Below are 25,994 nucleotides of genomic sequence, written 5' to 3' on the forward strand. Positions count from 1 at the left end.
TTTTCTCAGTCCTCCAGTGCGGCGAGGCCGGGGAGCGTCTTGCCCTCGAGGTATTCGAGGGAGGCGCCGCCGCCGGTCGAAATGTGGCCGAAGGCGTTCTCGTCGAAGCCCAGGATCCGGACCGCGGCGGCGCTGTCGCCACCGCCGACGACGGTGTAGGCGCTGCTGTCGACGAGGGCCTGGGCGACGGCGGCGGTGCCACCGGCGTAGTCGGGGTGCTCGAAGACACCGAGCGGGCCGTTCCAGAAGACGGTCTCGGCGTCGGCGATCCTGGACGCGTAGAGCTCGCGCGTCCTCGGGCCGATGTCGAGGCCCTCCTTCGTGGACGGGATCTTGTCGGCGTCGACGACCTCGAAGTCGGCCGGGGCCTTGGTCTTCAGGTCGGGGAACTCCGTGGAGACCAGCACGTCGACCGGGAGCACGAGCTCGACGCCGTTGTCCTCGGCGCGCTTCATGTACTCCTTGACGACCTCGACCTGGTCCTTCTGGAGCAGCGAGATGCCCACCTCGTAGCCCTTGGCGTAGAGGAAGGTGTACGCCATGCCGCCGCCGATCAGCAGGCGGTCGGCCTTGCCGAGCAGCTCGTCGATGACGGCGAGCTTGTCGGAGACCTTGGCACCACCGAGGACGACCACGTACGGCCGCTTGACCTCGGAGGTGAGCTTCTTCAGGACGCCGACCTCGGTGGCGATGAGGTAGCCCGCGGCGTGCGGCAGGCGGGCCGGGAGGTCGAAGACCGAGGCGTGCTTGCGGTGCACGGCGCCGAAGCCGTCACCGACGTAGACGTCGGCGAGGGCGGCCAGCCGGTCGGCGAACGCGCCGCGCTCGGCGTCGTCCTTGGAGGTCTCGCCGGCGTTGAACCGGAGGTTCTCCAGCACGGCGACCCCGCCGTCGGCGAGGCCCCCGACGGTGGCGGTGGCGGACTCGCCGACCGTGTCGGTCGCGAACGCGACGTCGGCACCGAGGAGTTCACCCAGACGGGCGGCGGCCGGAGCGAGCGAGAACGCCGGGTCCGGGGCGCCCTTGGGCCGGCCGAGGTGCGAGGCCACCACGACGCGGGCGCCGGCACCGGCGAGCGCCTTGATCGTGGGGAGGACGGCGCGGATGCGGCCGTCGTCGGTGATGGTGGTGCCGTCGAGCGGCACGTTGAGGTCGGCGCGGACGAATACCCGCTTGCCGGCGACGCCTTCGGCGAGAAGCTCGTCGATCGTCTTCATCTTGTACTGACTCCTTGGAACGCGGTGGAGCACACGACACAGGGCTCGCACAGCGCGACGTTACGCTGTCCGAGCCCTGCGCTCACATCAAGGGGTGGCTGCCCTGGGGATCAGAGCTGGCCGCCGACGAAGACGGTGAGGTCGACGAGGCGGTTGGAGTAGCCCCACTCGTTGTCGTACCAGCCGAGGATCTTCACCGTGTTGCCCTCCTGGACCATGGTCAGGGAGGAGTCGAAGGTGCAGGAGGCCGGGTCGCTGACGATGTCCGAGGACACGATCTGGTCCTCGGTGTAGTACAGGATGCCCTTGAGGTCGCCGTCGTCGGCGGCCTTCTTGAAGGCGGCGTTGACCTCGTCCTTGGTGACCTCGCGCTGGAGGGTCACGACCAGGTCGGTGGCGGAGCCGGTGGGGACCGGGACGCGCATGGCGATGCCGTCCAGCTTGCCCTTGAGCTGCGGGAGGACCAGGGCGGTGGCCTTCGCGGCACCGGTCGTGGTCGGGATGATGTTCTCCGCGGCGGCGCGGGCGCGGCGCAGGTCGGAGTGCGGGAAGTCCAGGATGCGCTGGTCGTTGGTGTACGCGTGGACCGTCGTCATCAGGCCCTTGACGATGCCGAAGTTCTCGTCCAGGACCTTGGCCATCGGCGCCACGCAGTTGGTGGTGCAGGAGGCGTTGGAGATGACGTGGTGCTGCGCCGGGTCGTACTTGTCCTGGTTGACGCCCATGACGATCGTGATGTCCTCGTCCTTGGCCGGAGCCGAGATGAGGACCTTCTTCGCGCCGCCGGCGATGTGCTTCTCGGCGTCGGCCTTCTTGGTGAAGATGCCGGTCGACTCGATGACGATGTCGACGCCCAGCTGACCCCAGGGGATGTCGGCCGGGTTGCGCTCGGAGAGCACCTTGATGGTGTGGCCGTCGACCGTGATGGTGTCGGCGGTGTGGGTGACCTCTGCCTTGAGGCGGCCCAGGATGGTGTCGTACTTCAGCAGATGCGCGGTGGTCGCGGTGTCACCCAGATCGTTGACAGCCACGATCTCGATGTCAGCACCCTGCTCCAGCAGCGCGCGGAAGTAGTTACGACCGATGCGGCCAAAGCCGTTGATGCCTACGCGGATCGTCACGAAACCGATCTCCTCGTTGGTACGCCGGTTTTCGACGCCGGCGAGTTTTATTTGGGATGTCCCCGACCGCTTACGACCCTACCCCCCCGAAAGGCGGGGGGTGACATTGAGCGCACCGCCGCTCATAAGGGAACGGCGGGGGCCCGCACCTACTCACGGGTACGGGCCGCCCGGGGTCGTATGACCCGATGTATCCCGGTCAGCGGCGCAGGGACCCGAGCGCCTTTCCGATGATCTGCTTGCGCTCCGCCGCGCTCCCCACGTGCTCCAGACCGAAGCCGAGGAGCACGGTGTCACGCGTGGTGACGGCCGCCTGGGAGTGGAAGAGCCCTGTCGAGCGCGCCCAGTCGGTGCCGTTCCCGGGGCTGCCGGCCGGCGGGCCCGCCACGGACCAGGCGCCCAGCGCCGTCTCGAACCCTTCGCCGCCGCTCGGCGTGCCGCCGACGACGAGCGCGGTGTCGTCGACGAAGGCGCCCATCTCGCCCGTGCCCGGGTCGGAGATGTAGGAGATCGAGAGCTCGACCTGCTTGCCCGCGTAGGCGCTCAGGTCGACCGACGCCTGCCGCCAGCCGTTGGACGGGCCGGTGAAGGCGTGCCAGGAACCGGTGGTTCCGGTGGTGCTGCAGCCGTCCTCGCCCACGGTCAGGTAGTGGCCGAGGAAGGGGTGGCCGGCCACGTAGTAGCCCTCGCCGCAGTCGGCCGGGGCGGCGTCGGACGTGCCGCCGTTGGCGTCGGGCAGCGTCGTCCAGTCGTCCTGGCCCACGGTGTGCGCCTCGACGACGAGGTTGTCGTAGCCCCTCTCGGTGTCGTAGCTGACCTGGAACCGCATGGCCGGCGCGGCGGCGGCCGTGACGCCGGTGAGGTCGACGGTCCGGCCGAGCCGGGTCCAGGTGTCGTCGGAGTGGCGCGCGGCGGCGAAGTACCCGCCCTCGTAGGGCTCGAAGGGGGTGCGGATGCCCGGGTAGTCGCCCGCGGAGGAGCTGCGGAACTGCGGGAACTGCGCCGGCTTCAGCGTGTCCGAGGTGACGGTGTACGCCCCGGCGTTGTCCAGCGGGTTGTCCGCGGTGGCGCCGAGCGTCGCCCGGGTCCCCCCGAATCCGCCGGATCCGGCGAAGGCGGGCGGGCTCTGCAGCCCGGCGCGGTGGTAGGCGCCGAGGTAGTACTGGGCGAAGTCGTTGGACTCGGCGCGGCCGATGTCGACGAACCCGCCGGACTTCTCGCCCGCGTCGATCAGCTTGCCGCCCTCGTTGAGGTAGTCGCGCACGGCGAGCATGCTCGGTCCGGACGGCTGCTCGGCGCCGGTGTACCAGACGACCGTGCGGAAGTGGCTCAGCACGCCGAGCGGGTGGGGCGCGCCCTGGGTGGCGACGTCCCAGACGGCGGCGCGGTGGCCGTTGTCGGCGAGCGCCTTCACGTAGGCGGCGGTGTGCCGCGCGGCGGCCGTGCCGCCCTCCTCGGCGAGGACGAGGACGTCACCGCGGGGGCGCTCGGCCACCTTGTACGTGAACGGGGCGGACGAGGTCGCCTTCCCGTCACCGGTGCGGGCCGTGAACCAGACCTCGACGGAGTCGCCCGGTCGGGCGCCCTCCACCTCGGCCCGGTACTGGTCGAAGTAGAGGTTGTCCTCGCCGCCGTAGGTCTCGCCGCCCTTCCAGGCCCGCAGTCCCTCGGTGTGGGTGCGGCCGCCGTTGACGCGGTACCTGAGCTGCTTGCCCTTCAGGGACCGGCGGGCGGTGACGGAGACCTCCTGGTCGCCGCCGCGGGCGTAGGAGGTGGCGAAGGCGTTCGGGGTGAAGTCGGGGGCGTCGAGGCCGGTGACGGAGACGGGCCGATCGGGATGGGCGGCGGTCTCGGCGACGGCCAGCGCGAAGGGCACGTTCTTGGCGAACTCCGCCTGGATCAGCTTCTCGTCGTCCGGGAAGGTGAAGACGGAGGCGCAGTCGGCGGCCTCCCAGGCGTCGTTCGGGTCGACGCGCGCCGCGGTGGCGCAGGTCGACATCTCCGGGGTGAACATCTGCATCCCGTTGACGTTGGCCGCGTGTCCGTCGGCCTCGCCGTTGGTGGTGTAGAGCTCGGAGGAGACCTGCGGCCGGTAGCCGGGGACGGCCGACTTCTGCGGGGTGCCGGCGAGCGACTTGAGGGCGATGTCGTCCGGGGTGTCGGTGGCGACCTGCCAGCCGACGCCGTAGAGCAGGAGCTGGGCGGCCGAGTGGTAGTTGATCCCGTACCGGAAGCCGATGCGCTTCTGGAAGGCGTCGAGCGCCTTCGTCTCGGGCTCGGACATCGGGCCGGTGCCGCGGAAGGTCTCGTCGGCCGGATCGGGCGACGAACCCTCGTTGTCGTAGCCCCACTTGTAGGCGAAGTTGCGGTTGAGGTCGACGCCGTCGCCGGACCCGAAGCGTCCGTCGCCGTCGTTGTCGCGCAGGTTCTTGCGCCACTGGCGGTTCGCGGGGTCGGCGTGGGTGTAGTCGTAGCCGTCCGGGTTGGCGGAGAGGACGAACCACAGTTCGGTGGTGTCGACGATCCTGGTGACCCGGGGGTCCTTGCCGTAGCCGTCGAGGTAGTGGTGCATCAGCCGCCGGGTCATCTCGGGGGTGATCCACTCACGGGCGTGCTGGTTGGACATGTAGAGCGTGGCGGGACGGGATCCGTCCTTGGTCTTCCTGGCGCCCCGGCTGAGCTTGAGGGCGAGGATGTCCTGCCCCTTGACCGTCTTGCCGATGGAGACGACCTTGGTGAGGTCCGGGTGGGCCTGGGCGGTGGCCAGGATCTCCCGCTTGAGGCCGTTCTCGCCCCCGTACGGGCGGAAGACCCCGTCGCCCGCGGCGGCCACCCGCCGCTCGGCCCGGGCGGAGAGGGTGTGCTCGGCGAGTTCGACGCCCTTGGCCCTCAGCTGTCCGGCCTGGCGTTCGGTGAGCTGGAGCTCCAGCGTGGCGGAGCCCTTCTCCGGCACCTGCTCGGTCAGCTCGTGGGCGTCGGTGCCCGCTTCGAGGAGCAGCGGCACCTGCTCCTTGCGGATCTCGGCCCGCCACACGGAGAGGGCTTCGCCGTCGGCGCCGTGGGAGAGGTCGTTCGGTTCCGCCCCGGCGACGGGTGCCATCGCCAGTCCGGCCATCAGCAGTGAAGCCGCGGCGAGGATCGATCCCGCTCTGCGTCTCATAAGCCCCCCTTGCTGTCGTCTGCCACGAAAATGAACAGACGACAGGCTCTTGGGCGCCCATGGCCATGTCAAGAGCGCGTACGGCGCGTCGCGCGAAGGCGGCGAAAAGCCGCTGCCGGTACCTCAGAAAGGCACCGGCAGCGGCGAGTTGTCCGATGTCCCGGCCCGAAGGGTCGGACAGGCACGGGCGGGCGGCCCGGAGGGGCGGGACGGAGGGGCGGACGGCCCGAAGGGGCGGGACGGACCTAGCCGACGAGGCTGTCGTCGAGCTCCTCGCTGAGGTTGGACTCGGTCCCGGGGATGCCCAGGTCCTGGGCCCGCTTGTCGGCCATGGCGAGCAGGCGGCGGATCCGGCCCGCGACCGCGTCCTTCGTCAGCGGCGGGTCGGCGAGCGCGCCCAGCTCCTCCAGGGATGCCTGCTTGTGCTCCATCCGCAGCCGGCCCGCGGCGGCGAGGTGCTCGGGCACCTCGTCCGCCAGGATCTCCAGCGCGCGCTGCACCCGCGCCCCGGCGGCGACGGCCGCGCGGGCCGAGCGGCGCAGGTTGGCGTCGTCGAAGTTGGCCAGGCGGTTGGCGGTGGCGCGTACCTCGCGGCGCATCCGCCGCTCCTCCCAGGCCAGCACCGACTCGTGGGCGCCGAGCCGGGTCAGCAGGGCGCCGATCGCGTCCCCGTCCCGGACGACGACCCGGTCCACACCGCGCACCTCACGGGCCTTCGCGGCGATGCTCAGCCGGCGCGCGGCGCCGACCAGGGCGAGCGCGGCCTCCGGACCGGGGCAGGTGACCTCCAGGGAGGACGAGCGTCCCGGCTCCGTCAGCGAGCCGTGGGCGAGGAAGGCACCGCGCCACGCCGCCTCGGCGTCGCAGGTGGCACCGGAGACGACCTGCGGGGGCAGCCCCCGGATCGGCCGGCCGCGGCCGTCGACGAGACCGGTCTGCCGGGCCAGCTGGTCGCCGCCCGCCACCACGCGGACGACGAACCGGGAGCCGCGCCGCAGCCCGCCGGGGGCCATCACGATCAGCTCCGAGCTGTGCCCGAAGATCTCCAGGATGTCGCGCTTGAGGCGCCGGGCCGCCATCGCGGTGTCCAGCTCCGCCTCGATCACGATCCGGCCGCTCACCAGGTGCAGCCCGCCCGCGAACCGCAGGATCGACGAGACCTCTGCCTTCCTGCAGCAGGTCCGGGTGACGGGAAGCCGGGAGATCTCGTCCTTCACCGCTGCCGTCATCGCCATGGGCCGATCCTTCCATGCATCCGAAAAATACGGTCGTACGCGGCGGCCAACAGCTCCGGATCGTGCTTCGGGAGCCCGTCGGCGCGGGCGACCGGCGCCAGCTCGACCGCGGCGCCGAACCGCTTGGCGGCGTCGGCGAGGGATTCGCGGTCGGGCACGGCGGCCTCGTCGGCCAGCACCACGTCCAACGCGAGTTTAGGGGCGTGTCGTCCCAAAACCTCCAAATGACGCTGCGGAGAGAACCCCTCGGTTTCTCCCGGCTGCGGCGCGAGGTTGAGCGAGAGCACCCGGCGGGCCTTGGTCTCCGTCAGGGCGTCGAGCAGTTCGGGGACGAGCAGGTGCGGAATCACCGAGGAGAACCAGGAGCCCGGCCCCAGGACCACCCAGTCCGCGTCGAGGACCGCGGCGACCGCCTCTGGCACGGCGGGCGGGTCGTTCGGGACGAGGTGGACCGACTGCACCTCGCCGGGCGTGAGCGCCACGGTCGCCTGGCCGCGCACCGTGTCCACGTCGTCCGGGCGCGCCGGATCGTGCCCCCTGACCAGTGCCTGGAGCTCCAGCGGGACGGCGGACATGGGGAGCACCCGGCCGTGCGCGCCCAGCAGCTTGCCGACCAGGTCCAGGGCCTGGACGTGGTCGCCCAGCTGCTCCCACAGGGCGACGATCAGCAGGTTGCCGACCGCGTGCTCGTGCAGGTCGCCCTTGGACTGGAAGCGGTGCTGGATGACCCGGGCCCAGGTCTGGCCCCAGTCGTCGTCGCCGCACAGCGCCGCGAGCGCCTTGCGCAGGTCGCCGGGCGGCAGCACGCCCAGCTCCTCGCGGAGCCGGCCGCTGGAGCCGCCGTCGTCGGCGACGGTGACCACGGCGGTGAGGTCACCGGTGATCCGGCGCAGGGCGGCGAGGGAGGCCGACAGGCCCATGCCCCCGCCGAGGGCGACGACCTTGGGCTGGGCGCCGCGCCTGCGGAGCGTACGCACCGAAAGGGTGGACGTACGCCGGCGGTAGGGCTTCACTCGCGCCCCATGTCCCGGTGGACGACGACGGTCTCGACCCCTTCCGCGGCAAGGCGGGCGGCGAGCTTCTCGGACGTGGCGACGGAGCGGTGCTTGCCGCCCGTGCAGCCGACGGCGATCGTCACGTACCGCTTGCCCTCGCGGCGGTAGCCGGCGGCGATCAGCTGGAGGAGCTCGGTGTAGCGGTCGAGGAACTCCTTGGCGCCCGGCTGGTTGAAGACGTAGGCCGACACCTCCTCGTTGAGGCCGGTGAAGGGACGCAGCTCGGGGACCCAGTGCGGGTTGGGGAGGAAGCGCATGTCGACGACGAGGTCGGCGTCGACGGGCAGCCCGTACTTGAATCCGAACGACATGACCGTGGCCCGCAGCTCCGGCTCCTCGTCGCCGGCGAACTGGGCGTCCATCTTGGCGCGCAGCTCGTGGACGTTGAGGCTGGAGGTGTCGATGACCAGGTCGGCGTCACCGCGCAGCTCGCGCAGCAGGTCCCGCTCGGCGGCGATGCCGTCGGTGATCCGGCCGTCGCCCTGGAGGGGGTGGGGCCTGCGGACCGACTCGAAGCGCCGGACCAGGGCCTCGTCGGAGGACTCCAGGAAGACGATCCGGCGGGTGACCTGCTGGGCGTCGAGGGCGGCGAGGGACTCCCGCAGGGCGTCGAAGAACTGCCGGCCGCGGACGTCCACGACGACGGCGATCCGGGCGACGTTGCCCTGGGAGCGTGCGCCGAGCTCCACCATGGTGGGGATCAGCGCGGGCGGCAGGTTGTCGACGACGAACCAGCCGAGGTCCTCCAGGCACTTGGCCGCGGTGGACCGGCCGGCGCCGGACATGCCGGAGATGATGACCAGCTCGGGGATGGCCGCGTCGGCGGTCTCGCCGGCCTCCTTCGTGCTCGTACTCACGTGTCCTGCTCCGTCTTCTCGGTCGTGCGTGTCGTGCTCGTCGTGCGTGTCGTGCGTGTCGTGCTCATCGTGCCGGTCGTGCGTGGTCATGCGGTCGTGCCCCCGTCGTCTTCAATGATCTCTCCTGTTGCCGTATTCACGGCAGGTGCGGCCGGGGCCGCCTGCGCGAGGGCCACCGCCACGGCCTCGGCCGTCTTGCGGCCCATGCCGGGGACCTCGCAGATCTGCTCGATTGTCGCCTGTCGCAGCCGCTTCACCGAGCCGAAATGCTTGATCAACGCCTGTTTCCGGGTGTCTCCGAGGCCGGGGACGGCGTCCAGGGGGCTGGTCCTGACGCGCTTGTTCCGCTTCGAGCGCTGGTAGCGGATGGCGAAGTCGTGAGCCGTGTCACGTACCCGCTGAAGGAGGTACAGGCCCTCGCTGGAGCGGGGCAGGACGACGGGGTCGTCGTCGCCCGGCAGCCAGACCTCCTCCAGGCGCTTGGCGAGCCCGCAGACGGCGATGTCGTCGATGCCGAGCTCGTCGAGGGCGCGCCGGGCCGCCGCGACCTGGGGCTGCCCGCCGTCGACGACGACGAGCTGGGGCGGGTAGGCGAAGCGCTTGGGGCGGCCGTCGTCGGCGGGGACCTCGCCCGTGGCGCCGAGGTCGGCGCCGTTCGTCCGGCGCGGTCCGCCGTCGGCCGTGGCCTCGCCGGCCCCGGCCGGGACCGTGGCGTCCGAACCGCCGGGAGCGGCGCTCTCGTCCTCGGTGACCCCCTCGGGTCCCCACTCCCCCGTCCTCTCCTTCTCGGCGAGGTAGCGCTTGAAGCGGCGGCTGATCACCTCGTGCATCGAGCGGACGTCGTCCTGCCCCTCGAAGCCCTTGATCTGGAAGCGGCGGTACTCGCTCTTGCGGGGCAGCCCGTCCTCGAAGACGACCATGGAGGCCACGACGTCGTCGCCCTGGAGGTGCGAGATGTCGAAGCACTCGATCCGCAACGGCGCCGAGTCCAGGTCCAGCGCCTCGGCGATCTCCTCCAGGGCCCGCGAGCGGGTGGTGAGGTCGCTGGCCCGCTTGGTCTTGTGCAGCACGAGGGCCTGCTGGGCGTTGCGCGCGACGGTCTCCATGAGGTCCTTCTTGTCGCCGCGCTGCGGGACGCGCAGCGAGACCCCGGACCCCCTGCGGCCGGCGAGCCACAGGGTGACGGCCTCCGCGTCCTCGGGCAGGGTCGGGACGAGGACCTCCTTGGGGACCGCGTCGCCGCTCTCCTCCCCGTACAGCTGCTGGAGGGCGTGCTCGACGAGTCCGGCGGTGGACACGGCCTCGACCTTGTCGGTGACCCAGCCGCGCTGTCCGCGCACGCGTCCGCCGCGTACGTGGAAGATCTGGACGGCGGCCTCCAGCTCGTCCTCGGCGAGCGCGATCAGGTCGGCGTCGGTGGCGTCGGCGAGGACGACCGCGTTCTTCTCCATCGCCCGGCGCAGGGCCCCTATGTCGTCCCGCAGGCGCCCCGCCCGCTCGTACTCCATCTCCTCGGCGGCCGCCATCATCTGCTTCTCCAGACGGCGGATGTAGGTGCCCGTGCGGCCGGCCATGAAGTCGCAGAACTCCTCGGCCAGTTCGCGGTGCTCCTCGGGCGTCGTGCGGCCGACGCAGGGGGCGGAGCACTTGCCGATGTAGCCGAGGAGGCAGGGCCGGCCGGCGGAGGCGGCGTTGCGGAAGACGCCGGCGGAGCAGGTGCGGACGGGGAAGACGCGGAGCATCAGGTCGACGGTCTCGCGGATCGCCCAGGCGTGCGCGTACGGCCCGAAGTAGCGCACGCCCTTCTTCTTGTGGCCCCGCATGACCTGGACCCGCGGGAACTCCTCGTTCAGGGTCACCGCGAGGTACGGGTAGCTCTTGTCGTCCCGGTACTTGACGTTGAACCGCGGGTCGAACTCCTTGATCCAGGAGTACTCCAGCTGCAGCGCCTCGACCTCGGTCGAGACGACCGTCCACTCCACCGAGGCGGCGGTGGTCACCATGGTGGCCGTGCGCGGGTGCAGGCTCGCGAGCGGCTGGAAGTAGTTGGCCAGCCGCTGCCGCAGGGACTTCGCCTTCCCGACGTAGATCACCCGGCGGTGCTCGTCGCGGAATTTGTAGACCCCCGGCGAGTCGGGGATCTGTCCCGGCTTGGGGCGGTAGCTGGAGGGGTCGGCCATGCTCCCCACCCTACTGGCGGGAACCGACACTCAGGGCGGGCACGCTCGTTGGCCGAGCATGACGGACAGGATGCCGGGACGGCTGGCGGAGCAGGTGTGTGTGATCACGGGCGCGGCGAGCGGGATCGGGCGCGCGACGGCGCTGCGGTTCCTCCGGGAGGGGGCACGGGTCGTCGCCGCGGACGTGGACGCGGAACGGCTGGCGGACCTCGGCGAGGAGGCCGCGGCGGGCGGGCCGGACGGCCTGGTGACGGTGACCGGGGACGTCTCGCGGGACGAGGACGCGCGGCGGATGATCTCCACGGCCGTGGAGCGCTTCGGGCGGATCGACGTCCTGGTGGCGAACGCCGGGGTGATCCCGCTGATGGACGTCATGGAGGCGACCGCGGACGACTGGGACCGGGTGATGGCGGTCGACGGCAGGGGCATGTTCCTCACCTGCAAGTACGCGATCGACGCGATGGCCGCGCAGGGGGGCGGGGCGATCGTGTGCACGTCGTCGGTCTCGGGCGAGGCGGGGCAGGCGCGGCAGGCGGTCTACGGCCCGGCGAAGTTCGTGGCCAGCGGTCTGACCAAGCACCTGGCGGTGGAATGGGCGTCGCGGGGGATCCGGGTGAACGCGGTGGCGCCGGGCACGATCGCGACGGAGCGGGTCGCGGCGGTACGGGACGAGCCGGGCGGCGCCGCGTATCTGGATGAGGTCCTGCGCATGCACCCGATGGCCCGGCTCGGCGAGCCGGAGGAGGTGGCGGCGGCGATCCTCTTCCTCGCCTCGCCCGAGGCCTCGTTCGTCACGGGCGCGGTCCTGCCGGTGGACGGCGGCTACCTGGCCCGGTGACGGCCCCGCGGGGACTGGGGACCGGCACACGCGGAGGGCACGACTCCGCCGGAGCCGGCGCGTCCGGCAGAGTCGTGTTCCCGGTCCCCGTCCCGGCCGGGACCGCCGGGAGGGGGGCCGGGAAACCGGGCCCCGGGACGACCGGGGTCGTCCCGGGGGCGGGGCTCCGCGCGGCTGTCCCGGCGGCTTCGGGACCGCCGCGCGGGGCCGGCGCGGTCAGCCGGCGGTCTCCCGGCGGCGGCGACGGGCGGCCGCCGCCGTCAGGGACAGCGCCAGGACCGCGCCCGCGCCCGCCGTAGCGGAGGCCGTCGTGAGCAGCGGCTCCTCGGCGGGGGCCGGGGAGGGGGTGCCGTAGCCGCCGGCCGCGCCCTTCCCCGCGTAGGCCGAGCCGGGCAGCTTGTCGCCGTAGGCCGCCGCGACCCGGGCCCGGTAGGCGGCCAGGCTCGTGCCGTTCCGGCCGACCGCCCGCAGGGCGTCCTCGTCGAGGGGCAGCACCTTCGCTCCCTTCTGGACGTACCAGGCGTCGATCTGCGGTTCCCGGAAGACGATCCCGCCGGGCAGGGCCCGCGCCCCCTGGGCGGTGTAGCGGGTCTCGTCGTCCCCGGTGGCGATGTTCACCACCCGCCAGGAGCCGTCCGGCCCCCGCACGGTCCACAGCGAGGCCGTCCGGCCGTCCGAGGCCACCGCCTTGCTGGCGTGGAACTCGACCCGGGCCACCGGGGCGCCCGCCTTCCCCGTGACGAAGTCCGGGGAGAGCACGCGCACCGGCACCGCCGCGCCCTCGATCCGCGGCGGGACGGCCGAGCGGGCCCGGGCTCCGTCCCGGGCGAAGAACCGGGAGAGCGTGTCCAGGGTCGCCGGGGCGGAGGCGGCCTGGTCGGGGCCGGCGGCCGGTGGGACCGGGACGCCCGGCTCGGCGGCGGCCGGCACCGCTCCCAGGGCGACGAGGCAGGCGGCGGACAGCAGCCCGGCCGCCGCGGCACGTCCGTACGTCATCGTCGTCACGCCCCTATCCGGTAGAGCGAGTGGGTCCAGGAGAAGGAGCCGTTGTTCACGTACCAGGCGTGCGAGGCCCAGTTGTAGCGGTCGCTGGAGGGCCAGGGATCGCCCCAGTAGACCCAGCCGGAGGCGTCGTCGTAGCCGTGGACCACGTGCATGTGGCCACCGCCGCTCGACCACTGGATCCGGGTCTCGATCGGGCGGTCGGCGTTGATCTCGCTCTGCACGGTCGAGTAGCGCAGCCAGCCGTTGACGTACGAGCCCGGGTTGATGCCGGCCCAGCTCAGACCGGTCTGCACGTTCCCGAGCGTGGCCTGGTTGTTGGGGCAGTCGTATCCCTGCCGGCGGTTGAAGGCGGCGTTGCAGAACTGGTTCTGGGTGTAGGTGCGGCCGAACCAGGTGGCGATGGTGTTGCCTGCGGCGGCCCAGCACCAGTTCGTCTTCTGCTGGGCCTGCATGGTGATGTTCAGGCGCTTGGAGGCGAGGGCGGACGCGTCGCCGCTCGCCGGGGCGGCGGCGGCCGGGGTGGTGGGGACGAGGAAGAAGAGGGCGGCGGCGGCGAGTGCCGCGAGGGACGGATTTCTGCTGCGCATCGCGTTCCTCCCGAGGCGGGGGGGTGGGGATGTGGGGGTGTGGGGGGTGGAGGAGCGCGTCCGGACGCTGCTGAGGAGCATCGAGCGTTGTCGGAAACGGGTCAACACGCTTCAATGCGGGGTGACGGCGGCCTGTGAACGGTGTGACTCGTGTGTGAACGCGTGCCCGCATGCCACCAGCGGCCCCGTCATCGGCGGTGCGGTGGCCCGCCCTTGGCGCGTGAACGTTCACTGAGGAGTCCCCGTGGGGCACACCGAGGCCGATCTGGTGCAGTTGCTGCACACCGGGCCGTTCCACCTGGCGCTGCGCACGGCCTTCGCGGTGCGCGGCCTGCCGCTCCAGCGGGTGCAGCACCACCTCGCGCACCGGGGCGTCAAGGTCGGCGTGACCAGCCTCAGTTACTGGCAGCAGGGCGCCCGGCGGCCCCAGCGGCCGGAGTCGATGAAGGCCGTCCGCGCCCTGGAGGAGGTGCTCCAGCTGCCGGTGAACTCGCTGATCCGGCTGCTGAACGAGGACGCAGGCGGCCGCGGCGAGGTGGACCGGCCCGCGAGTCGCCCGTACCGCTCCCTGGTGGAGGCCTCGGGCGTGGTCGAGGAGCTGTTCGCGGAGCTGGAGTCGCCGGTGGACGGCGGCCTGCACACGGTGGGGCACCACGAACGCGTACGGATCGGGGCGGGGCGGGAGCTGGTAGGGCGGGACTCGCAGCACGTGGTGCGGGCGCACCGGGACGGGGTCGACCGCTATCTGGCCATCCACCACGGGGATCCGGGGTGCGACCCGTCCCGGGTGGAGGTGCGGGCGGCGGAGAACTGCCGGCCCGGGCGGGTGCGCTGGCACGCGGACACCGGCGTGCTGATCGCGGAGCTGCTCTTCGACGCGCGGCTGCGGGCCGGCGAGACGTATCTCTTCGGCTACGGCTTCGAGGACGGCACGGCCGGCCCGAGCGGGGAGTACGTGCGCGGCTTCCGCTACGCGGGCGGGCAGTACGCCCTCCAGGTCCGCTTCGACGAGGCGGCCCTGCCGGTGCGGTGCCGCCGCTTCTCCCAGGCCTCCGCAGGGGCGCCGCGCACAGGCCGCGCCGAGCTGACGCTGAGCGGGCGGCACCGCACCGTGCATCTCGTGGAGCAGGGGGTACGGCCGGGGATCCTGGGGATCGACTGGGACTGGGTCTAGGGGGGTGTCCTGTCGATCAGGCCGGCAAGATCCGCAAGACGCCCCTAGGCCTCCGGGCCGGCGACCAGCTTGCCGTCCTCGACGCGGACCGGGACCGCGGGCAGCGGGACGGTCGCCGGGCCCTGGATCGCCTTGCCGGTGGTGACGTCGAAGCGGCTGCCGTGGCAGGGGCAGTTGCCCTGGTTGTCCTCGATCTTGTCGAGGACGCAGCCCGCGTGGGTGCACTGGGCGCTGAACGCCTTGTACTGCCCCTTCGCCGGGCAGCTCACCAGGACCCGCTGCTCGCGGTAGAGCTTGGCGCCGCCGACCGGCACCTCGTCGGGCGCGCCGAGGGTGACCGGTGCGGTCGGGGTCGGGACCTGGGCGTGGCCCAGCTTCGACTCGGTGGAGCAGGCGGCGACTCCCAGCCCGGCGGCACCGGCGAGCGCGGCACCCTTCAGTACGGTGCGGCGGCTGGACTGGCCGGACATGAGCGCTCCACGGTGGGATCGGGGCAGGGGGTGACGGAACCGACGATACCGGCGCGGTTCGGCCGACCCTCCGCGGGGCTGTCGTGGCCGGTGGGACATGGGTTACGTTCACGGCGTGATCGTCGTCGCCGGTGAGGCCCTGATCGACCTGGTTCCGGACGGGGCGCCCGGCCCCTTGTCCCCCTTGGTGCCGAGACCCGGGGGCGGCCCGTACAACACGGCCGTGGCGCTGGGGCGGCTCGGCTCGGACGTCGCCTTCTGCTCCCGGGTCTCCACGGACGCCTTCGGGGAGGCGCTGCTCGGCGGGCTGCGGGCGGCGGGAGTCGCCGAGGGGCTGGTCCAGCGGGGACCGGAGCCGACGACGCTGGCCGTGGCCTCCGTCGCGCCGGACGGTTCGGCGCGGTACGGCTTCTACGTCGAGGGGACGGCGGACCGTCTCTTCGCCCTGCCGGAGCGTCTTCCGGACGGCGTGCGCGCCCTGGCCTTCGGCACCTGCTCGCTGGTCCTGGAGCCGGGGGCGAGCGCGTACGAGGCGCTGCTGCGGCGCGCGTCGGAGGGCGGCGCGACAGTGCTGCTCGATCCGAACATCCGGCCGGGGCTCATCGCCGACCCGGATGCCTATCGCGAGCGTTTCGCGGCCTGGCTGCCGTACGTCACGCTGCTGAAGCTCTCCGAGGAGGACGCCGCCTGGCTGGGCGGCTCGCCGGCCGGTTGGCGGGGGCGCGGGCCGTCCGCCGTGGTCCTGACCCGGGGCGCGGCAGGTCTGACGGCGTTCACGGCGGCCGGCGAGGTCTCCGTCCCTGCTGTCGGTGTGGAGGTCGTCGACACCATCGGCGCGGGCGACACGGTGAACGCGGCGCTGCTGCACGGCCTGGCGGACCGCTCCGTGGAGTCCCTGGGCGTCGAGGACTGGCGCGAGCTCCTGACGTACGCGGCGGGGGCGGCGGCCGTGACCTGCTCGCGGGCGGGCGCGGAACCCCCGTACCCGGACGAGCTGGCCCCGCTCTGACGGACCACGGAACGCACGGACGGCGGCCTCCCCCGCACGAGGGAAGCCGCCGTCCGCCCGGTCACCCGGTCCACCGGGCCTTCGGTCAGGCCTTGCGTGCCCGGCTCGTGGCCGTCTTCTTGGCGGCGGCCTTCTTCGCCGGCGCGGCGGCCCCGGTCGCCGTCTTGCGTGCGGTCGCCTTCTTGGCGGGCGCCTTCTTCGCCGCCCTGGACGCGCCGCGCGCGGCCGGGACCGTGGCGTCGCTGACGCGGTCCGCGCCGAGGATCTCGCGGAGGAACTTGCCGGTGTGGCTCGTCGGCACGGACGCGACCTCCTCCGGGGTGCCCTCGGCGATCACCAGACCGCCGCCGCTGCCGCCCTCGGGGCCCATGTCGACGACCCAGTCCGCGGTCTTGATGACATCGAGGTTGTGCTCGATGACGATCACCGAGTTGCCCTTGTCGACCAGCCCGGACAGGACCTTGATCAGCTTGGAGATGTCCTCGAAGTGCAGACCGGTGGTCGGCTCGTCCAGGACGTAGACCGTGCGACCCGTCGACCGCTTCTGGAGCTCGGAGGCGAGCTTCACGCGCTGCGCCTCGCCGCCGGAGAGCGTCGGCGCGGACTGCCCGAGACGGACGTATCCGAGCCCCACCTCGTTGAGCGTGCGCAGGTGGCGGGCGATGGTCGGGACGGCCTCGAAGAAGTCCAGGGCCTCCTCGATCGGCATGTCGAGGACCTCGGCGATGGACTTGCCCTTGTAGTGGACCTCCAGGGTCTCCCGGTTGTACCGGTCTCCGTGGCAGACCTCGCACGGGACGTAGACGTCCGGCAGGAAGTTCATCTCGATCTTGATCGTGCCATCGCCGGAGCAGTTCTCGCAGCGGCCGCCCTTGACGTTGAAGGAGAACCGGCCCGGCAGGTAGCCGCGGACCTTGGCCTCCATCGTCTCGGCGAAGAGCTTGCGCACGTGGTCGAAGACGCCGGTGTACGTCGCCGGGTTGGACCGCGGGGTGCGGCCGATGGGCGACTGGTCGACGTGGACGACCTTGTCGACGAGGTCGTCGCCGTCCACGCGGGTGTGCCGCCCGGGCACCGACTTGGCGCCGTTCAGCTCGCGCGCCAGGTGGGTGTAGAGGATGTCGTTGACCAGGGTCGACTTGCCGGAGCCGGAGACTCCGGTGACGGCGGTCAGCACGCCCAGCGGGAAGGAGACGTCGATGTCCCGCAGGTTGTTCTCGCGGGCGCCGTGCACGGTGAGCCGGCGCGAGGGGTCCACGGGGCGGCGGATGTCCGGCGTCCCGATGGCCCGGCGGCCGGAGAGGTACTGCCCGGTCATCGACTCGTCGTTGGCGAGGAGTTCGGCCAGGGGTCCGGAGTGGACGACCTTGCCGCCGTGCTCGCCGGCGCCGGGGCCGATGTCGACGACCCAGTCGGCGACCTTGATGGTGTCCTCGTCGTGCTCGACGACGATGAGCGTGTTGCCCATGTCGCGCAGCCGGACCAGCGTCTCGATGAGCCGGTGGTTGTCGCGCTGGTGCAGGCCGATGGACGGCTCGTCGAGCACGTAGAGCACGCCGACCAGGCCGGAGCCGATCTGGGTCGCGAGCCGGATGCGCTGGGCCTCGCCGCCGGACAGCGTGCCGGCCGCGCGGTTGAGCGAGAGGTAGTCCAGGCCGACGTCGACGAGGAAGCGCAGCCGCTCGTTGACCTCCTTCAGGACCCGCTCGGCGATCTTCTTGTCCCGGGCGTTGAGCTTCAGCCGGCCGAGGAAGTCGGCGCACTCGCTGATCGACATCGCGGCGACCTCGGCGATGGAACGCTCCATCACCGTCACCGCGAGGACGATCGGCTTGAGCCGGGTGCCCTGGCAGGTGGGGCAGGGCACCTCGCGCATGTAGCCCTCGAAGCGCTCGCGGCTGGAGTCGCTCTCGGCCTCGCTGTGCCGCCGCTTCACGAAGGACACCGCGCCCTCGAAGGCCGGCGTGGTGTAGGCCCGCTCGCGGCCGTAGCGGTTGCGGTAGCGGACCTCGACCTGGGTCTTGTGGCCGTGCATGAGGGCCTTCTTGGCCCGCTGCGGAAGGGCGGCGTACGGCAGGTCGGTGCGGAAGCCGAGCGCCTGGGAGAGTCCGCCGATGAGCCGGCCGAAGTACTCCTTGGTGTGGCCGTGCGACCAGGGGTGGATGGCGCCCTCGTCGAGGGACTTGTCCTCGTCCGGGACGATCAGCTCGGGGTCGACCTCCATGCGGGTGCCGATGCCGGTGCAGTCCGGGCAGGCGCCGAAGGGCGAGTTGAAGGAGAAGGACCGCGGCTCCAGCTCCTCGAAGGACAGGTCGTCGTACGGGCAGTACAGGTGCTCCGAGTACATCCGCTCGCGCTCGGGGTCGTCCTCGGCGAGGTCGACGAAGTCGAGCACGACCATGCCGCCGGAGAGGCCGAGCGCGGTCTCGACGGAGTCGGTGAGCCGGCGCTTCGCGCTGTCCTTCACGGTGAGACGGTCGACGACCACCTCGATCGTGTGCTTCTCCTGCTTCTTCAGCGTGGGCGGTTCGCTCAGCTGGATCGTCTCACCGTCGACCCGGGCACGGCTGTAGCCCTTGGTCTGGAGGTCGGCGAAGAGGTCGACGAACTCGCCCTTGCGCTCACGCACCAGCGGCGAGAGGACCTGGAAGCGGCTGCCCTCGGGCAGTTCCAGCACCTTGTCGACGATGGCCTGCGGCGACTGCCGCGAGATCGGCCGGCGGCACTCGGGACAGTGCGGCTTGCCGATGCGGGCGAAGAGCAGGCGGAGGTAGTCGTAGACCTCCGTGATGGTGCCGACCGTCGAACGCGGGTTGCGCGAGGTCGACTTCTGGTCGATGGAGACGGCGGGCGAGAGACCTTCGATGAAGTCGACGTCCGGCTTGTCCATCTGGCCGAGGAACTGCCGGGCGTACGACGAGAGCGACTCGACGTACCGGCGCTGGCCCTCGGCGAAGATCGTGTCGAACGCGAGGGAGGACTTGCCCGACCCGGACAGCCCGGTGAAGACGATGAGCGAGTCACGCGGGAGGTCGAGCGAGACGTTCTTGAGGTTGTGCTCGCGAGCGCCACGAACGATGAGACGGTCGGCCACGCCGGTCCGCACCTTTCTTGAGAGAGCGGAGGCACAGGAGTGCGGGTCGCAGATATGCCTGGATGTGTCGCATTACCCAACAACCAAGGATGCCGGATGCTTCCGTCGAGCCTATAGCACGCACATTCGATTTACGGCCTCGCTCCCCTTGCTTCACCCGAACGAGTGGTGGCGCTAGGGTCGGCGCCATGATCGATCATGTGCGTGACCTGGCCTCTGTACGTGAAGCGACCGAGCGACTCCTCGACGCGGCCGCCTCCTGGGACAACGCGACGCTGGCCGAGGCGTCACGGCTTCCGGGCTGGAGCCGTGGACATCTGCTGGCCCACATCGCCCGCAACGCCGACGCGCTGGTGAACGTCCTCGAAGGGCGTCCGATGTACGCGGACGCCGCCACCCGCGACCGTGACATCGAGCGGGACGCCTCCCGCCCCCTCGACGTCCAGCTCGCCGACGTGCGCGAGAGCGGCGAGCGCTTCCAGGCCGTGGGCCGGGAGCCCGCCGACTGGGACCGCGTCGTGGAGCTCCGCAACGGCGTCACGGACCGGGCGTCCCGCGTCCCCTTCCGCCGCTGGGTGGAGGTCGCGCTCCACCACGTCGACCTGGGCGTCGGCTACGAGCTGGCGGACCTGCCCGAGGAGTTCGTCCTGCGGGAGATCGAGTTCCTGGCCGACCGCTGGTCGGGACGCCCGGAGGTCCCGCCGGTGACGCTCCGCCTCGGGTACGAGGAGAACAGCCCCTCCTGGCACACCGGCGGCGACAAGGGCGACCCCGTCGTCCTGGGCGGCACCCGCGCCGAGCTGCTCGGCTGGCTCTCCGGCCGCGGCGACAAGGGCGCCCACCTCGTCCTCCTCGAGGGCGACGACCTCCCGGAGCTCCCGCCGCTGTAGCCCCCGCTGTTGGGCCACGCCCGTCGGCGCCCGGCGATAGGCTGAGCCCATGACCTACAGCGGAGTGGTGAAGGTCGGCGGACCGGCCGATGTGCACGAGCTGACGGACCTGATGATCTCCAAGGTCGCGGTCGGCCCGATGGACAACAACGCGTATCTGCTGCGCTGCCGGGCGACCGGCGAGCAGCTCTTGATCGACGCGGCGAACGAGGCCGGCACGCTCCTCACGCTGATCGGTGACGACGGCATCGCGTCCGTCGTCACCACCCACCGGCACGGCGACCACTGGCAGGCGCTCGCCGAGGTGGTCGCCGCGACCGGGGCGCGGTCGTACGCCGGGGCGTACGACGCCGAGGGCATCCCCGTCCCGACCGACGTGCCGGTCGAGGACGGCGACACGATCACGGTCGGCCGGGTCGAGCTGACCGCACGCCGGCTCGTCGGGCACACGCCCGGCTCGATCGCCCTCGTCTTCGACGACCCGCACGGGCACCCGCACGTCTTCACGGGCGACTGCCTCTTCCCGGGCGGGGTGGGCAACACCTGGAAGGACCCCGAGGCCTTCGCCAGCCTGATCCACGACGTGGAGACGAAGCTCTTCGACGTCCTGCCCGACGAGACCTGGATCTACCCCGGGCACGGCAAGGACACCACCCTCGGCGACGAGCGTCCGCACCTCGCCGACTGGCGCGCACGCGGCTGGTGATCCAGGCGGGGACGGACGGCGCACGGCCGCGGGCCGTGCGCTCGCGCACGCCCCCGTAACGGCGGACCGGATCGGACGGTTGGCGCGGCATGCGTCACAGTCAGCCCCCGACCCCGCCGCCGGCCCCCGCCATGGGGCGGCTCGCCGCCGCGTCCCTCGCCGGCACGGCCATCGAGTTCTTCGACTTCTTCGTCTACGGGACCGCCGCCGCCCTCGTCCTCGGGCCGCTCTTCTTCCCCACCTTCTCGCCGCTCGCCGGGACGCTGGCCGCCTTCGGCACCTTCGCCGTGGGCTTCCTCGCCCGGCCCCTGGGCTCCGTCCTCTTCGGCCACGTCGGCGACCGCTACGGGCGGCGGCCGGTCATGTTCGCGTCGCTGCTGCTCACCGGCTGCGCCACCGTCGCCGTCGGCTGCGTCCCCTCGTACGCGACGCTCGGCATCACCGCCCCGGTCCTCCTGCTCGTCCTGCGCTTCCTGCAGGGTCTGGGGCTCGGCGGCGAGTGGGGCGGGGCGGTGCTGCTCACGGCCGAGCACGCGCCCGAGCGGCGGCGTGCGCTGTGGGCGAGCTTCCCGCAGATCGGGCCGGCGGTCGGCTTCCTCCTGGCGAACGGGGTGATGCTGGCGCTGTCGGCGGCGCTCACCGACGCGCAGTTCCGCGCGTGGGGGTGGCGGGTGCCGTTCTGGGCCGCCGGGGTGCTCGCCGCCGGCGGGCTGCTGCTGCGCTCCTCGCTGGCCGAGACCCCGCAGTTCCGGGAGCTGTCCGAGGCGGGGCGCCGGGCGAGCGCCCCGCTGACGGAGGTGGCGCGGGATCACTGGCGGCTGGTGCTGCTGACGGCCGGGGCTCTGGCCGTCGGCTACGCCGTCTTCTACACGGTCTCCACGTGGGCCCTGGCCTACGGCACGGAGCGCCTCGGCGTCGACCGCACGGTGATGCTGGCCTGCGTCATGGCGGCGGTGGCGGTCAAGGGCGCGGTGACGCCGTTCGTGGCGATGCTCGGCGACCGCTACGGTCGCCGGCCGCTGTGCCTCGCGGGGTGCGCCGCCTCGGCGCTCTGGGCGTTCCCGATGGTGGGGCTGCTGCACACCGGGCGGCCGTCGCTGATGTTCCTCGGGTTCCTGGGCTCGCTGCTGGCGTTCATCACGATGTTCGCGGTGGTCGCCGCCTACCTGCCGGAACTGTACGAGCCGAGGGTGCGCTGCACGGGCGCAGCGGTCGGCTACAACCTGGCCGGGGTGCTGGGCGGGGCCCTGACGCCGATCGCGGCGACGGCGCTGTCGGAGGGCGGCGGCTCGGGGCCGCCCTGGGGCGTGGCGGCGTATCTGACGGTCGTGGCGCTGGTGAGCCTGGGTTGCTTCGCGCTGCTGCCGGAGACACTGCCGGACGCCGTCCGGTCCGAGGCGCCGCAGGCGGCACCGGCCTGACCACGCACCGCGGCCGGTGCGGGCGGTGGTGTGCCGCCCGCACCGGCCGCGGTGCGTTCAGGTGTCGGGCCGGTCAGGCGCCGACGCTGTCCTTCTCCGTCTCGCCGGCCTCCGCCTCGGGGGCCTCGGCCGCCGACTCCGCCGCTTCGCGCTCGGCCTGCCTCTTGGAGGCGATCAGGCTGGTGATCGTGGTGACGACCAGTACACCGAAGATGAACGCGAGCGAGAACGGGATGGAGATCTCGGGGACGTGCACCCCGGACTCGTGCAAGGCGTGCAGCACCAGTTTCACGCCGATGAAGCCGAGGATCACCGACAGGCCGTAGCTGAGGTGGACCAGCTTCTTGAGCAGGCCGCCGATCAGGAAGTACAGCTGCCGCAGGCCCATCAGGGCGAAGGCGTTGGCGGTGAAGACGATGTACGGGTCCTGGGTCAGGCCGAAGATCGCCGGGATCGAGTCGAGGGCGAACAGGACGTCGGTGGTGCCGATCGCCAGCATGACGACCATCAGCGGGGTCAGCACCCGCTTGCCGTTCACCCGGATGAAGAGCTTCGTGCCGTGGTACCTGTCGGCGACGCCGAACCGCTTCTCGATCGACTTGAGGAGACGGTTCTCCTCCCACTCGTCCTCGTCCTCGTCCTCGCCCTTGCGCGCCTCCTGGATGAGCTTCCAGGCGGTGAAGATCAGGAACGCGCCGAAGATGTAGAACACCCAGGAGAAGCTGGCGATGATCGCGGCGCCGGCGGCGATGAAGATCGCCCGCAGCACCAGGGCGATCAGGACGCCCACGAGCAGCACGCGCTGCTGGAGGTGCGAGGGCACCGCGAACTTCGCCATGATCAGGACGAAGACGAAGAGGTTGTCGACGCTCAGCGACTTCTCGGTGATGAAGCCGGCGAAGAACTCGCCGGACGCCTGGCTGTCGCCGAAGACGAGCAGGCCGAGCCCGAAGAGCACGGCCAGCGCGATCCAGACGATCGACCAGATCCCGGCTTCCTTGATCGACACGTCATGGGGCTTGCGCCCGATGAAGAAGTCGATGGCGATGAGGGCGGACAGACCGAGAATGGTCAGCACCCACAGGGTCATTGAAACGTCCACTGCGCCTCCGGCGTCGTACGGCTACTGATCAGCGTCGTCGCTGCCGGAGGTCTCTTCCACCCGGGGCGGTACGAGACCGGCCGGGCCGACGCCCCGGGATCGGGCCACTGGGGGCCTGTCCGTATTGACGGGAACGCCGCGCACTGGGGAGTACTCCCCTCCGCGCCGAGAAGACTACCCGAAACACCAAAGGAAGGTAAAGGGGAGGGTAAAGAGCCACCAAAAGGCCAGGTCAGCGCCACCCTTGACGACGTGCCTCGGCGACCTGGGCCAGTACCTGACGGAGCACCGCGCTGCCCGCCGGGATCCGCGGCGGTTCGTAGGTCCAGGCGTGCCCGACCCACGGATCGGCCAGGTGGTCGTCGGCGACGGGGGTCACCCTCAGCAGCGAACGCCACAGCGGATCCAGCAGCGGCCCGTACGCCGAGGCGTCCTCGCGGTCGGCGACCATCAGCAGGTGGACGCCGACCTGCGGGCCCTCGTCCGCCAGGTAGCGCAGCTGGGTGACGGCCCGGTCGTCGAAACCGTGCGGGAAGTCGTGGACGATCAGCAGCTGCTCGGCGGTGTCCATGCCGGGCGGCAGCGCGTCCGCGGCGCCGGCCCGCACCGCCATCTGGACCAGGTCGACGCGCTCGGTGAGCTGCGCCAGGACGGCGGAGACACCGGCCGCGCCGGCGGCCGGCGGGGCGGCCAGGACGCCCGACTCCACGAGCGGCGCGAGGGACGCGGCGCCCGAGCCCGCCGCGTCGAGGACGTGGACCGTGAAGTCGCCGGCGGGATAGACGGCGAGCAGCCGGGCCGTGTGCGCCACCGCGGTGTCCAGGGCGAGCCGGCGCAGCTCGGCCTCGTCGAGGAGCGCGGAGGCCTCGGACCGCCCGCGCCCGCTGTCCACCCACAGCCCGCGCTCCAGCGGGAGGCGGATCAGCATGGGGATGTGCAGATCGGTCCGCTCGGGAAGGTGGAGGTCGCCCAGGCGCAGGGCCATGGGGGTCTCCATGGGGACGCGGTAGCCGTGCCAGACGGGGCTGTCCCAGCGGGCGAAGGCCGGGGGCAGCGCGGGTTCGACGACCTCGGACTCGGCGACGAGCTGGGCGAGGTCGCGGTCCAGGGCCTCCTGGGCCCGGGCGGTGAGCTCGTCGTGCTTGGCCCGGGCCTCGGTACGGGCGGCGTCTCCGGTGCCGCCGATGCGGCTGCGCGGGTCGGAGAGGACGCGGTCGAGCTCCTGGTCGAGGCGGGACTCGGCGAAGTCGCAGGCGCTGCGGTACGCGGCGGTGGTGCGGGCCAGGTCCTCGAACATGCCCCAGACCTGGTTGTACAGCCGCTCGTCCATGGACCAGCCGGCGGCGTCCCCTGCGACGGGGACGGGCGGGGACTGCTGCGGCTCCGCGCGGGGCGCGGGCTGCGGCGGGGACTGCGGGGCGGCGGCACGGCGCGGATGCGCGTAGTCGATCGGGCCGCCCTGACCGGAGGGCGTGCCGCCGGCCGGTCCGGGCGCCGGTGCCGGCCCGGGCGGCGGGGTCACGGGCACGGTCGGGGCCGTGTCCGCCGCGGTCGCCGGGGCGGAGTGGCGCACCCGCTCCGCTTCGGGGACGCGCGGGGGCGGAGACGCCACGGACCGCGCCATGCCCCGCACGACGGCCTCCAGGATGGCGGCGGCCAGTTCGGCGGGGTTCTCCAGTCCCTGGTCGCCGAGCATGGCCGCCAGGCCGCCCTCGTACCCCTGGCCCACGGCACGGACCTTCCAGGCGCCCTGGCGGCGGTACAGCTCCAGGGCCACGACGGCGGACTCGCTGTCGAGGCCGGTGATCGTGTAACTCGCGATCTCCGTGCCGTCGAGGGCGGTCACGGCGACGAAGGGCGCGGCGGCGGCGCCGAAGCGGGACGGGCCGCCGGCGCCGACGGGCAGCGCGAGGAGGACCGAGACGCGGTGGACGGAGTCCGGGACCGCCTCCAGGTCGACGGCCAGGCGGTGGTCGGCCGCGGCCTGCTGGGAGACCTCGATCCCCGGCAGGGAGGGCGAGCCGGGGTGGGCGATCCATTCGACGCCGGCGACCCTCCCCCGCTCGTCGCCGAGGGTGGTTCCGGCGACGACGGGATGGCCGGCCGACACCCGGATCTCCAGTCGGGTGTCGGGCAGGGGGTGGTTCTGCCCCCGGACCAGCTCGGCCGTCATCGGCTCTGTCCCCTCGAATGCTGCGATCGCTCGGATCGTGTCGTGATCGTCTCGGTCATGCGGGACAGCTCCCGGCGGCCGACTGCCTCCGGGAGCTGTGGGATGCGCGGGCGGGAGCGCCTACAGGTGCGGCAGGATCGCCGGCATCAGGTCCTGGAAGGTCCGGCCGTTGGCCGGGTTGCCCAGGGCGGTCATCTGCCAGCCGGAGCCGGCACGGTGCACCTTCGCCATGATCTGCGCGGTGTACTGGCCGCCGCCGTCCAGGGTGTAGCGGGCCAGCTCCTGGCCGTTGGTCTCGTCGACGATCCGGCAGAAGGCGTTCTGCACCTCCTGGAACGTCTGGCCGGTGAAGGAGTTCACCGTGAAGACGATCTGGTCGATGTGGACCGGGACGCGCTGGAGGTCGACGAGGATGGACTCGTCGTCGCCGCCCTGGCCCGCGCCGCCGACCAGGTTGTCACCGGTGTGACGCACGGAGCCGTCGTCGCTGACCAGGTGACGGAAGAAGACCACGTCCACCGGCTGCTTGTCGGCGAAGAGCACCGCCGAGGCATCCAGGTCGATCTCCCGGGTGCGCGAGCCGAACAGCCCACGCCGGGGCGCCGCCTGCCATCCGAGGCCCATCCGCACCGCGGTCAGGGCGCCCCCGCCCTGCTTCTCCAGGCTGATGGCCTGACCCTTGGTCATGTTGACCGTCACG

Annotated in this window: 20 protein-coding genes; 6 read left to right on the plus strand and 14 right to left on the minus strand. The window is 72.1% G+C overall.

All coding sequences use genetic code 11. The annotated features are described in order from the left end of the window. Positions 1–5 precede the first annotated feature (5 nt). From ACGFZF_RS00715 to uvrC, 7 genes are all read right to left on the minus strand, one after another. Positions 6–1,217: a phosphoglycerate kinase gene (locus tag ACGFZF_RS00715; protein WP_393550216.1), complete on the minus strand. Its 1,212-nt coding sequence runs from the start codon at positions 1,215–1,217 to the stop codon at positions 6–8. Between the two features lie 110 nt (positions 1,218–1,327). Further along, entirely contained in the window at positions 1,328–2,338 is a 1,011-nt protein-coding gene (gene gap, locus ACGFZF_RS00720; protein WP_393550219.1) for a type I glyceraldehyde-3-phosphate dehydrogenase, read from the minus strand. Between the two features lie 199 nt (positions 2,339–2,537). Beyond that, on the minus strand, positions 2,538–5,498 hold the full coding sequence (locus ACGFZF_RS00725) for a M14 family zinc carboxypeptidase (RefSeq protein ID WP_393550221.1): 2,961 nt from the start codon (positions 5,496–5,498) through the stop codon (positions 2,538–2,540). A gap of 245 nt (positions 5,499–5,743) precedes the next feature. After that, positions 5,744–6,733 carry a DNA-binding protein WhiA gene (gene whiA, locus ACGFZF_RS00730; protein WP_147977487.1) on the minus strand — a complete coding sequence of 330 codons (990 nt, stop codon included), beginning with the start codon at positions 6,731–6,733 and terminating at the stop codon, positions 5,744–5,746. Continuing rightward, the gene (gene yvcK, locus ACGFZF_RS00735) at positions 6,724–7,746 is read right to left on the minus strand and encodes a uridine diphosphate-N-acetylglucosamine-binding protein YvcK (RefSeq protein WP_147977488.1); all 1,023 of its coding nucleotides are present in this window, start codon (positions 7,744–7,746) and stop codon (positions 6,724–6,726) included. Before yvcK ends, whiA begins: the two co-directional genes overlap by 10 nt. Beyond that, on the minus strand, positions 7,743–8,735 hold the full coding sequence (gene rapZ / locus ACGFZF_RS00740; protein WP_393550225.1) for an RNase adapter RapZ: 993 nt from the start codon (positions 8,733–8,735) through the stop codon (positions 7,743–7,745). Before rapZ ends, yvcK begins: the two co-directional genes overlap by 4 nt. Further along, positions 8,732–10,825, minus strand: a complete 2,094-nt coding sequence (gene uvrC / locus ACGFZF_RS00745) for an excinuclease ABC subunit UvrC (protein ID WP_393550227.1) — start codon at positions 10,823–10,825, stop codon at positions 8,732–8,734. Before uvrC ends, rapZ begins: the two co-directional genes overlap by 4 nt. A 58-nt stretch (positions 10,826–10,883) precedes the next feature. Between uvrC and ACGFZF_RS00750 the strand changes: the two genes are divergently transcribed. Then, positions 10,884–11,663 (plus strand): SDR family NAD(P)-dependent oxidoreductase, encoded by a 780-nt coding sequence (locus tag ACGFZF_RS00750; protein ID WP_393550229.1) that lies wholly within the window; start codon positions 10,884–10,886, stop codon positions 11,661–11,663. A gap of 216 nt (positions 11,664–11,879) precedes the next feature. Here the strand turns inward: ACGFZF_RS00750 and ACGFZF_RS00755 are convergent, their stop codons facing one another. Continuing rightward, the gene (locus ACGFZF_RS00755; RefSeq protein ID WP_393550990.1) at positions 11,880–12,659 is read right to left on the minus strand and encodes a hypothetical protein; all 780 of its coding nucleotides are present in this window, start codon (positions 12,657–12,659) and stop codon (positions 11,880–11,882) included. 5 nt (positions 12,660–12,664) lie between these two features. Further along, on the minus strand, positions 12,665–13,255 hold the full coding sequence (locus ACGFZF_RS00760; protein WP_393550231.1) for a papain-like cysteine protease family protein: 591 nt from the start codon (positions 13,253–13,255) through the stop codon (positions 12,665–12,667). A gap of 244 nt (positions 13,256–13,499) precedes the next feature. Here ACGFZF_RS00760 and ACGFZF_RS00765 point away from each other — a divergent pair, with 244 nt between their 5' ends. Then, the gene (locus ACGFZF_RS00765; protein WP_356778788.1) at positions 13,500–14,429 is read left to right on the plus strand and encodes a hypothetical protein; all 930 of its coding nucleotides are present in this window, start codon (positions 13,500–13,502) and stop codon (positions 14,427–14,429) included. A 44-nt stretch (positions 14,430–14,473) separates the two neighbouring features. Here the strand turns inward: ACGFZF_RS00765 and ACGFZF_RS00770 are convergent, their stop codons facing one another. Then, positions 14,474–14,899, minus strand: a complete 426-nt coding sequence (locus ACGFZF_RS00770; RefSeq protein ID WP_393550234.1) for a Rieske (2Fe-2S) protein — start codon at positions 14,897–14,899, stop codon at positions 14,474–14,476. Positions 14,900–15,014: 115 nt separating this feature from the next. Between ACGFZF_RS00770 and ACGFZF_RS00775 the strand changes: the two genes are divergently transcribed. Continuing rightward, the gene (locus ACGFZF_RS00775; RefSeq protein ID WP_393550236.1) at positions 15,015–15,908 is read left to right on the plus strand and encodes a carbohydrate kinase; all 894 of its coding nucleotides are present in this window, start codon (positions 15,015–15,017) and stop codon (positions 15,906–15,908) included. An 85-nt stretch (positions 15,909–15,993) separates the two neighbouring features. Here the strand turns inward: ACGFZF_RS00775 and uvrA are convergent, their stop codons facing one another. Next, a complete protein-coding gene (uvrA, locus tag ACGFZF_RS00780) occupies positions 15,994–19,002 on the minus strand; it encodes an excinuclease ABC subunit UvrA (RefSeq protein ID WP_393550238.1) in 3,009 nt (1,002 codons plus the stop codon). A gap of 188 nt (positions 19,003–19,190) precedes the next feature. On the opposite strand from uvrA, the gene ACGFZF_RS00785 reads away from it, so the two are divergent. The 3 genes from ACGFZF_RS00785 (at position 19,191) to ACGFZF_RS00795 (ending at position 22,019) form a co-directional block, all read left to right on the plus strand. After that, entirely contained in the window at positions 19,191–19,892 is a 702-nt protein-coding gene (locus ACGFZF_RS00785) for a maleylpyruvate isomerase family mycothiol-dependent enzyme (RefSeq protein WP_393550240.1), read from the plus strand. A 49-nt stretch (positions 19,893–19,941) separates the two neighbouring features. Further along, entirely contained in the window at positions 19,942–20,598 is a 657-nt protein-coding gene (locus tag ACGFZF_RS00790) for an MBL fold metallo-hydrolase (RefSeq protein WP_393550242.1), read from the plus strand. A gap of 131 nt (positions 20,599–20,729) precedes the next feature. After that, complete coding sequence (locus tag ACGFZF_RS00795; RefSeq protein ID WP_393550991.1) at positions 20,730–22,019, plus strand: MFS transporter; 1,290 nt, start codon at positions 20,730–20,732, stop codon at positions 22,017–22,019. Positions 22,020–22,092: 73 nt separating this feature from the next. Here ACGFZF_RS00795 and ACGFZF_RS00800 read toward each other — a convergent pair whose 3' ends face one another. From ACGFZF_RS00800 to ACGFZF_RS00810, 3 genes are all read right to left on the minus strand, one after another. After that, positions 22,093–23,121 carry a TerC/Alx family metal homeostasis membrane protein gene (locus tag ACGFZF_RS00800; RefSeq protein ID WP_393550244.1) on the minus strand — a complete coding sequence of 343 codons (1,029 nt, stop codon included), beginning with the start codon at positions 23,119–23,121 and terminating at the stop codon, positions 22,093–22,095. 232 nt (positions 23,122–23,353) lie between these two features. Further along, on the minus strand, positions 23,354–25,294 hold the full coding sequence (locus ACGFZF_RS00805; RefSeq protein WP_393550247.1) for a TerD family protein: 1,941 nt from the start codon (positions 25,292–25,294) through the stop codon (positions 23,354–23,356). Between the two features lie 120 nt (positions 25,295–25,414). Continuing rightward, positions 25,415–25,993 carry a TerD family protein gene (locus ACGFZF_RS00810; RefSeq protein WP_147977498.1) on the minus strand — a complete coding sequence of 193 codons (579 nt, stop codon included), beginning with the start codon at positions 25,991–25,993 and terminating at the stop codon, positions 25,415–25,417. Between the last annotated feature and the right edge of the window lies 1 nt (position 25,994).

The organism is Streptomyces sp. NPDC048338 (assembly GCF_043201055.1).
GTDB lineage: Bacteria > Actinomycetota > Actinomycetes > Streptomycetales > Streptomycetaceae > Streptomyces.

What these genes read in the sequence shown, in the direction of transcription:
- ACGFZF_RS00805 (WP_393550247.1), bottom strand. Translation starts at nt 25,294, where the DNA reads ATGACGGCCGAGCTGGTCCGGGGGCAGAACCACCCCCTGCCCGACACC.
- ACGFZF_RS00725 (WP_393550221.1), bottom strand. Translation starts at nt 5,498, where the DNA reads ATGAGACGCAGAGCGGGATCGATCCTCGCCGCGGCTTCACTGCTGATG.
- ACGFZF_RS00750 (WP_393550229.1), top strand. Translation starts at nt 10,884, where the DNA reads ATGACGGACAGGATGCCGGGACGGCTGGCGGAGCAGGTGTGTGTGATC.
- ACGFZF_RS00770 (WP_393550234.1), bottom strand. Translation starts at nt 14,899, where the DNA reads ATGTCCGGCCAGTCCAGCCGCCGCACCGTACTGAAGGGTGCCGCGCTC.
- ACGFZF_RS00790 (WP_393550242.1), top strand. Translation starts at nt 19,942, where the DNA reads ATGACCTACAGCGGAGTGGTGAAGGTCGGCGGACCGGCCGATGTGCAC.
- ACGFZF_RS00785 (WP_393550240.1), top strand. Translation starts at nt 19,191, where the DNA reads ATGATCGATCATGTGCGTGACCTGGCCTCTGTACGTGAAGCGACCGAG.
- ACGFZF_RS00715 (WP_393550216.1), bottom strand. Translation starts at nt 1,217, where the DNA reads ATGAAGACGATCGACGAGCTTCTCGCCGAAGGCGTCGCCGGCAAGCGG.
- ACGFZF_RS00795 (WP_393550991.1), top strand. Translation starts at nt 20,730, where the DNA reads ATGGGGCGGCTCGCCGCCGCGTCCCTCGCCGGCACGGCCATCGAGTTC.
- uvrC (WP_393550227.1), bottom strand. Translation starts at nt 10,825, where the DNA reads ATGGCCGACCCCTCCAGCTACCGCCCCAAGCCGGGACAGATCCCCGAC.
- whiA (WP_147977487.1), bottom strand. Translation starts at nt 6,733, where the DNA reads ATGGCGATGACGGCAGCGGTGAAGGACGAGATCTCCCGGCTTCCCGTC.
- rapZ (WP_393550225.1), bottom strand. Translation starts at nt 8,735, where the DNA reads ATGACCACGCACGACCGGCACGATGAGCACGACACGCACGACACGCAC.
- ACGFZF_RS00760 (WP_393550231.1), bottom strand. Translation starts at nt 13,255, where the DNA reads ATGCGCAGCAGAAATCCGTCCCTCGCGGCACTCGCCGCCGCCGCCCTC.
- ACGFZF_RS00755 (WP_393550990.1), bottom strand. Translation starts at nt 12,659, where the DNA reads ATGACGTACGGACGTGCCGCGGCGGCCGGGCTGCTGTCCGCCGCCTGC.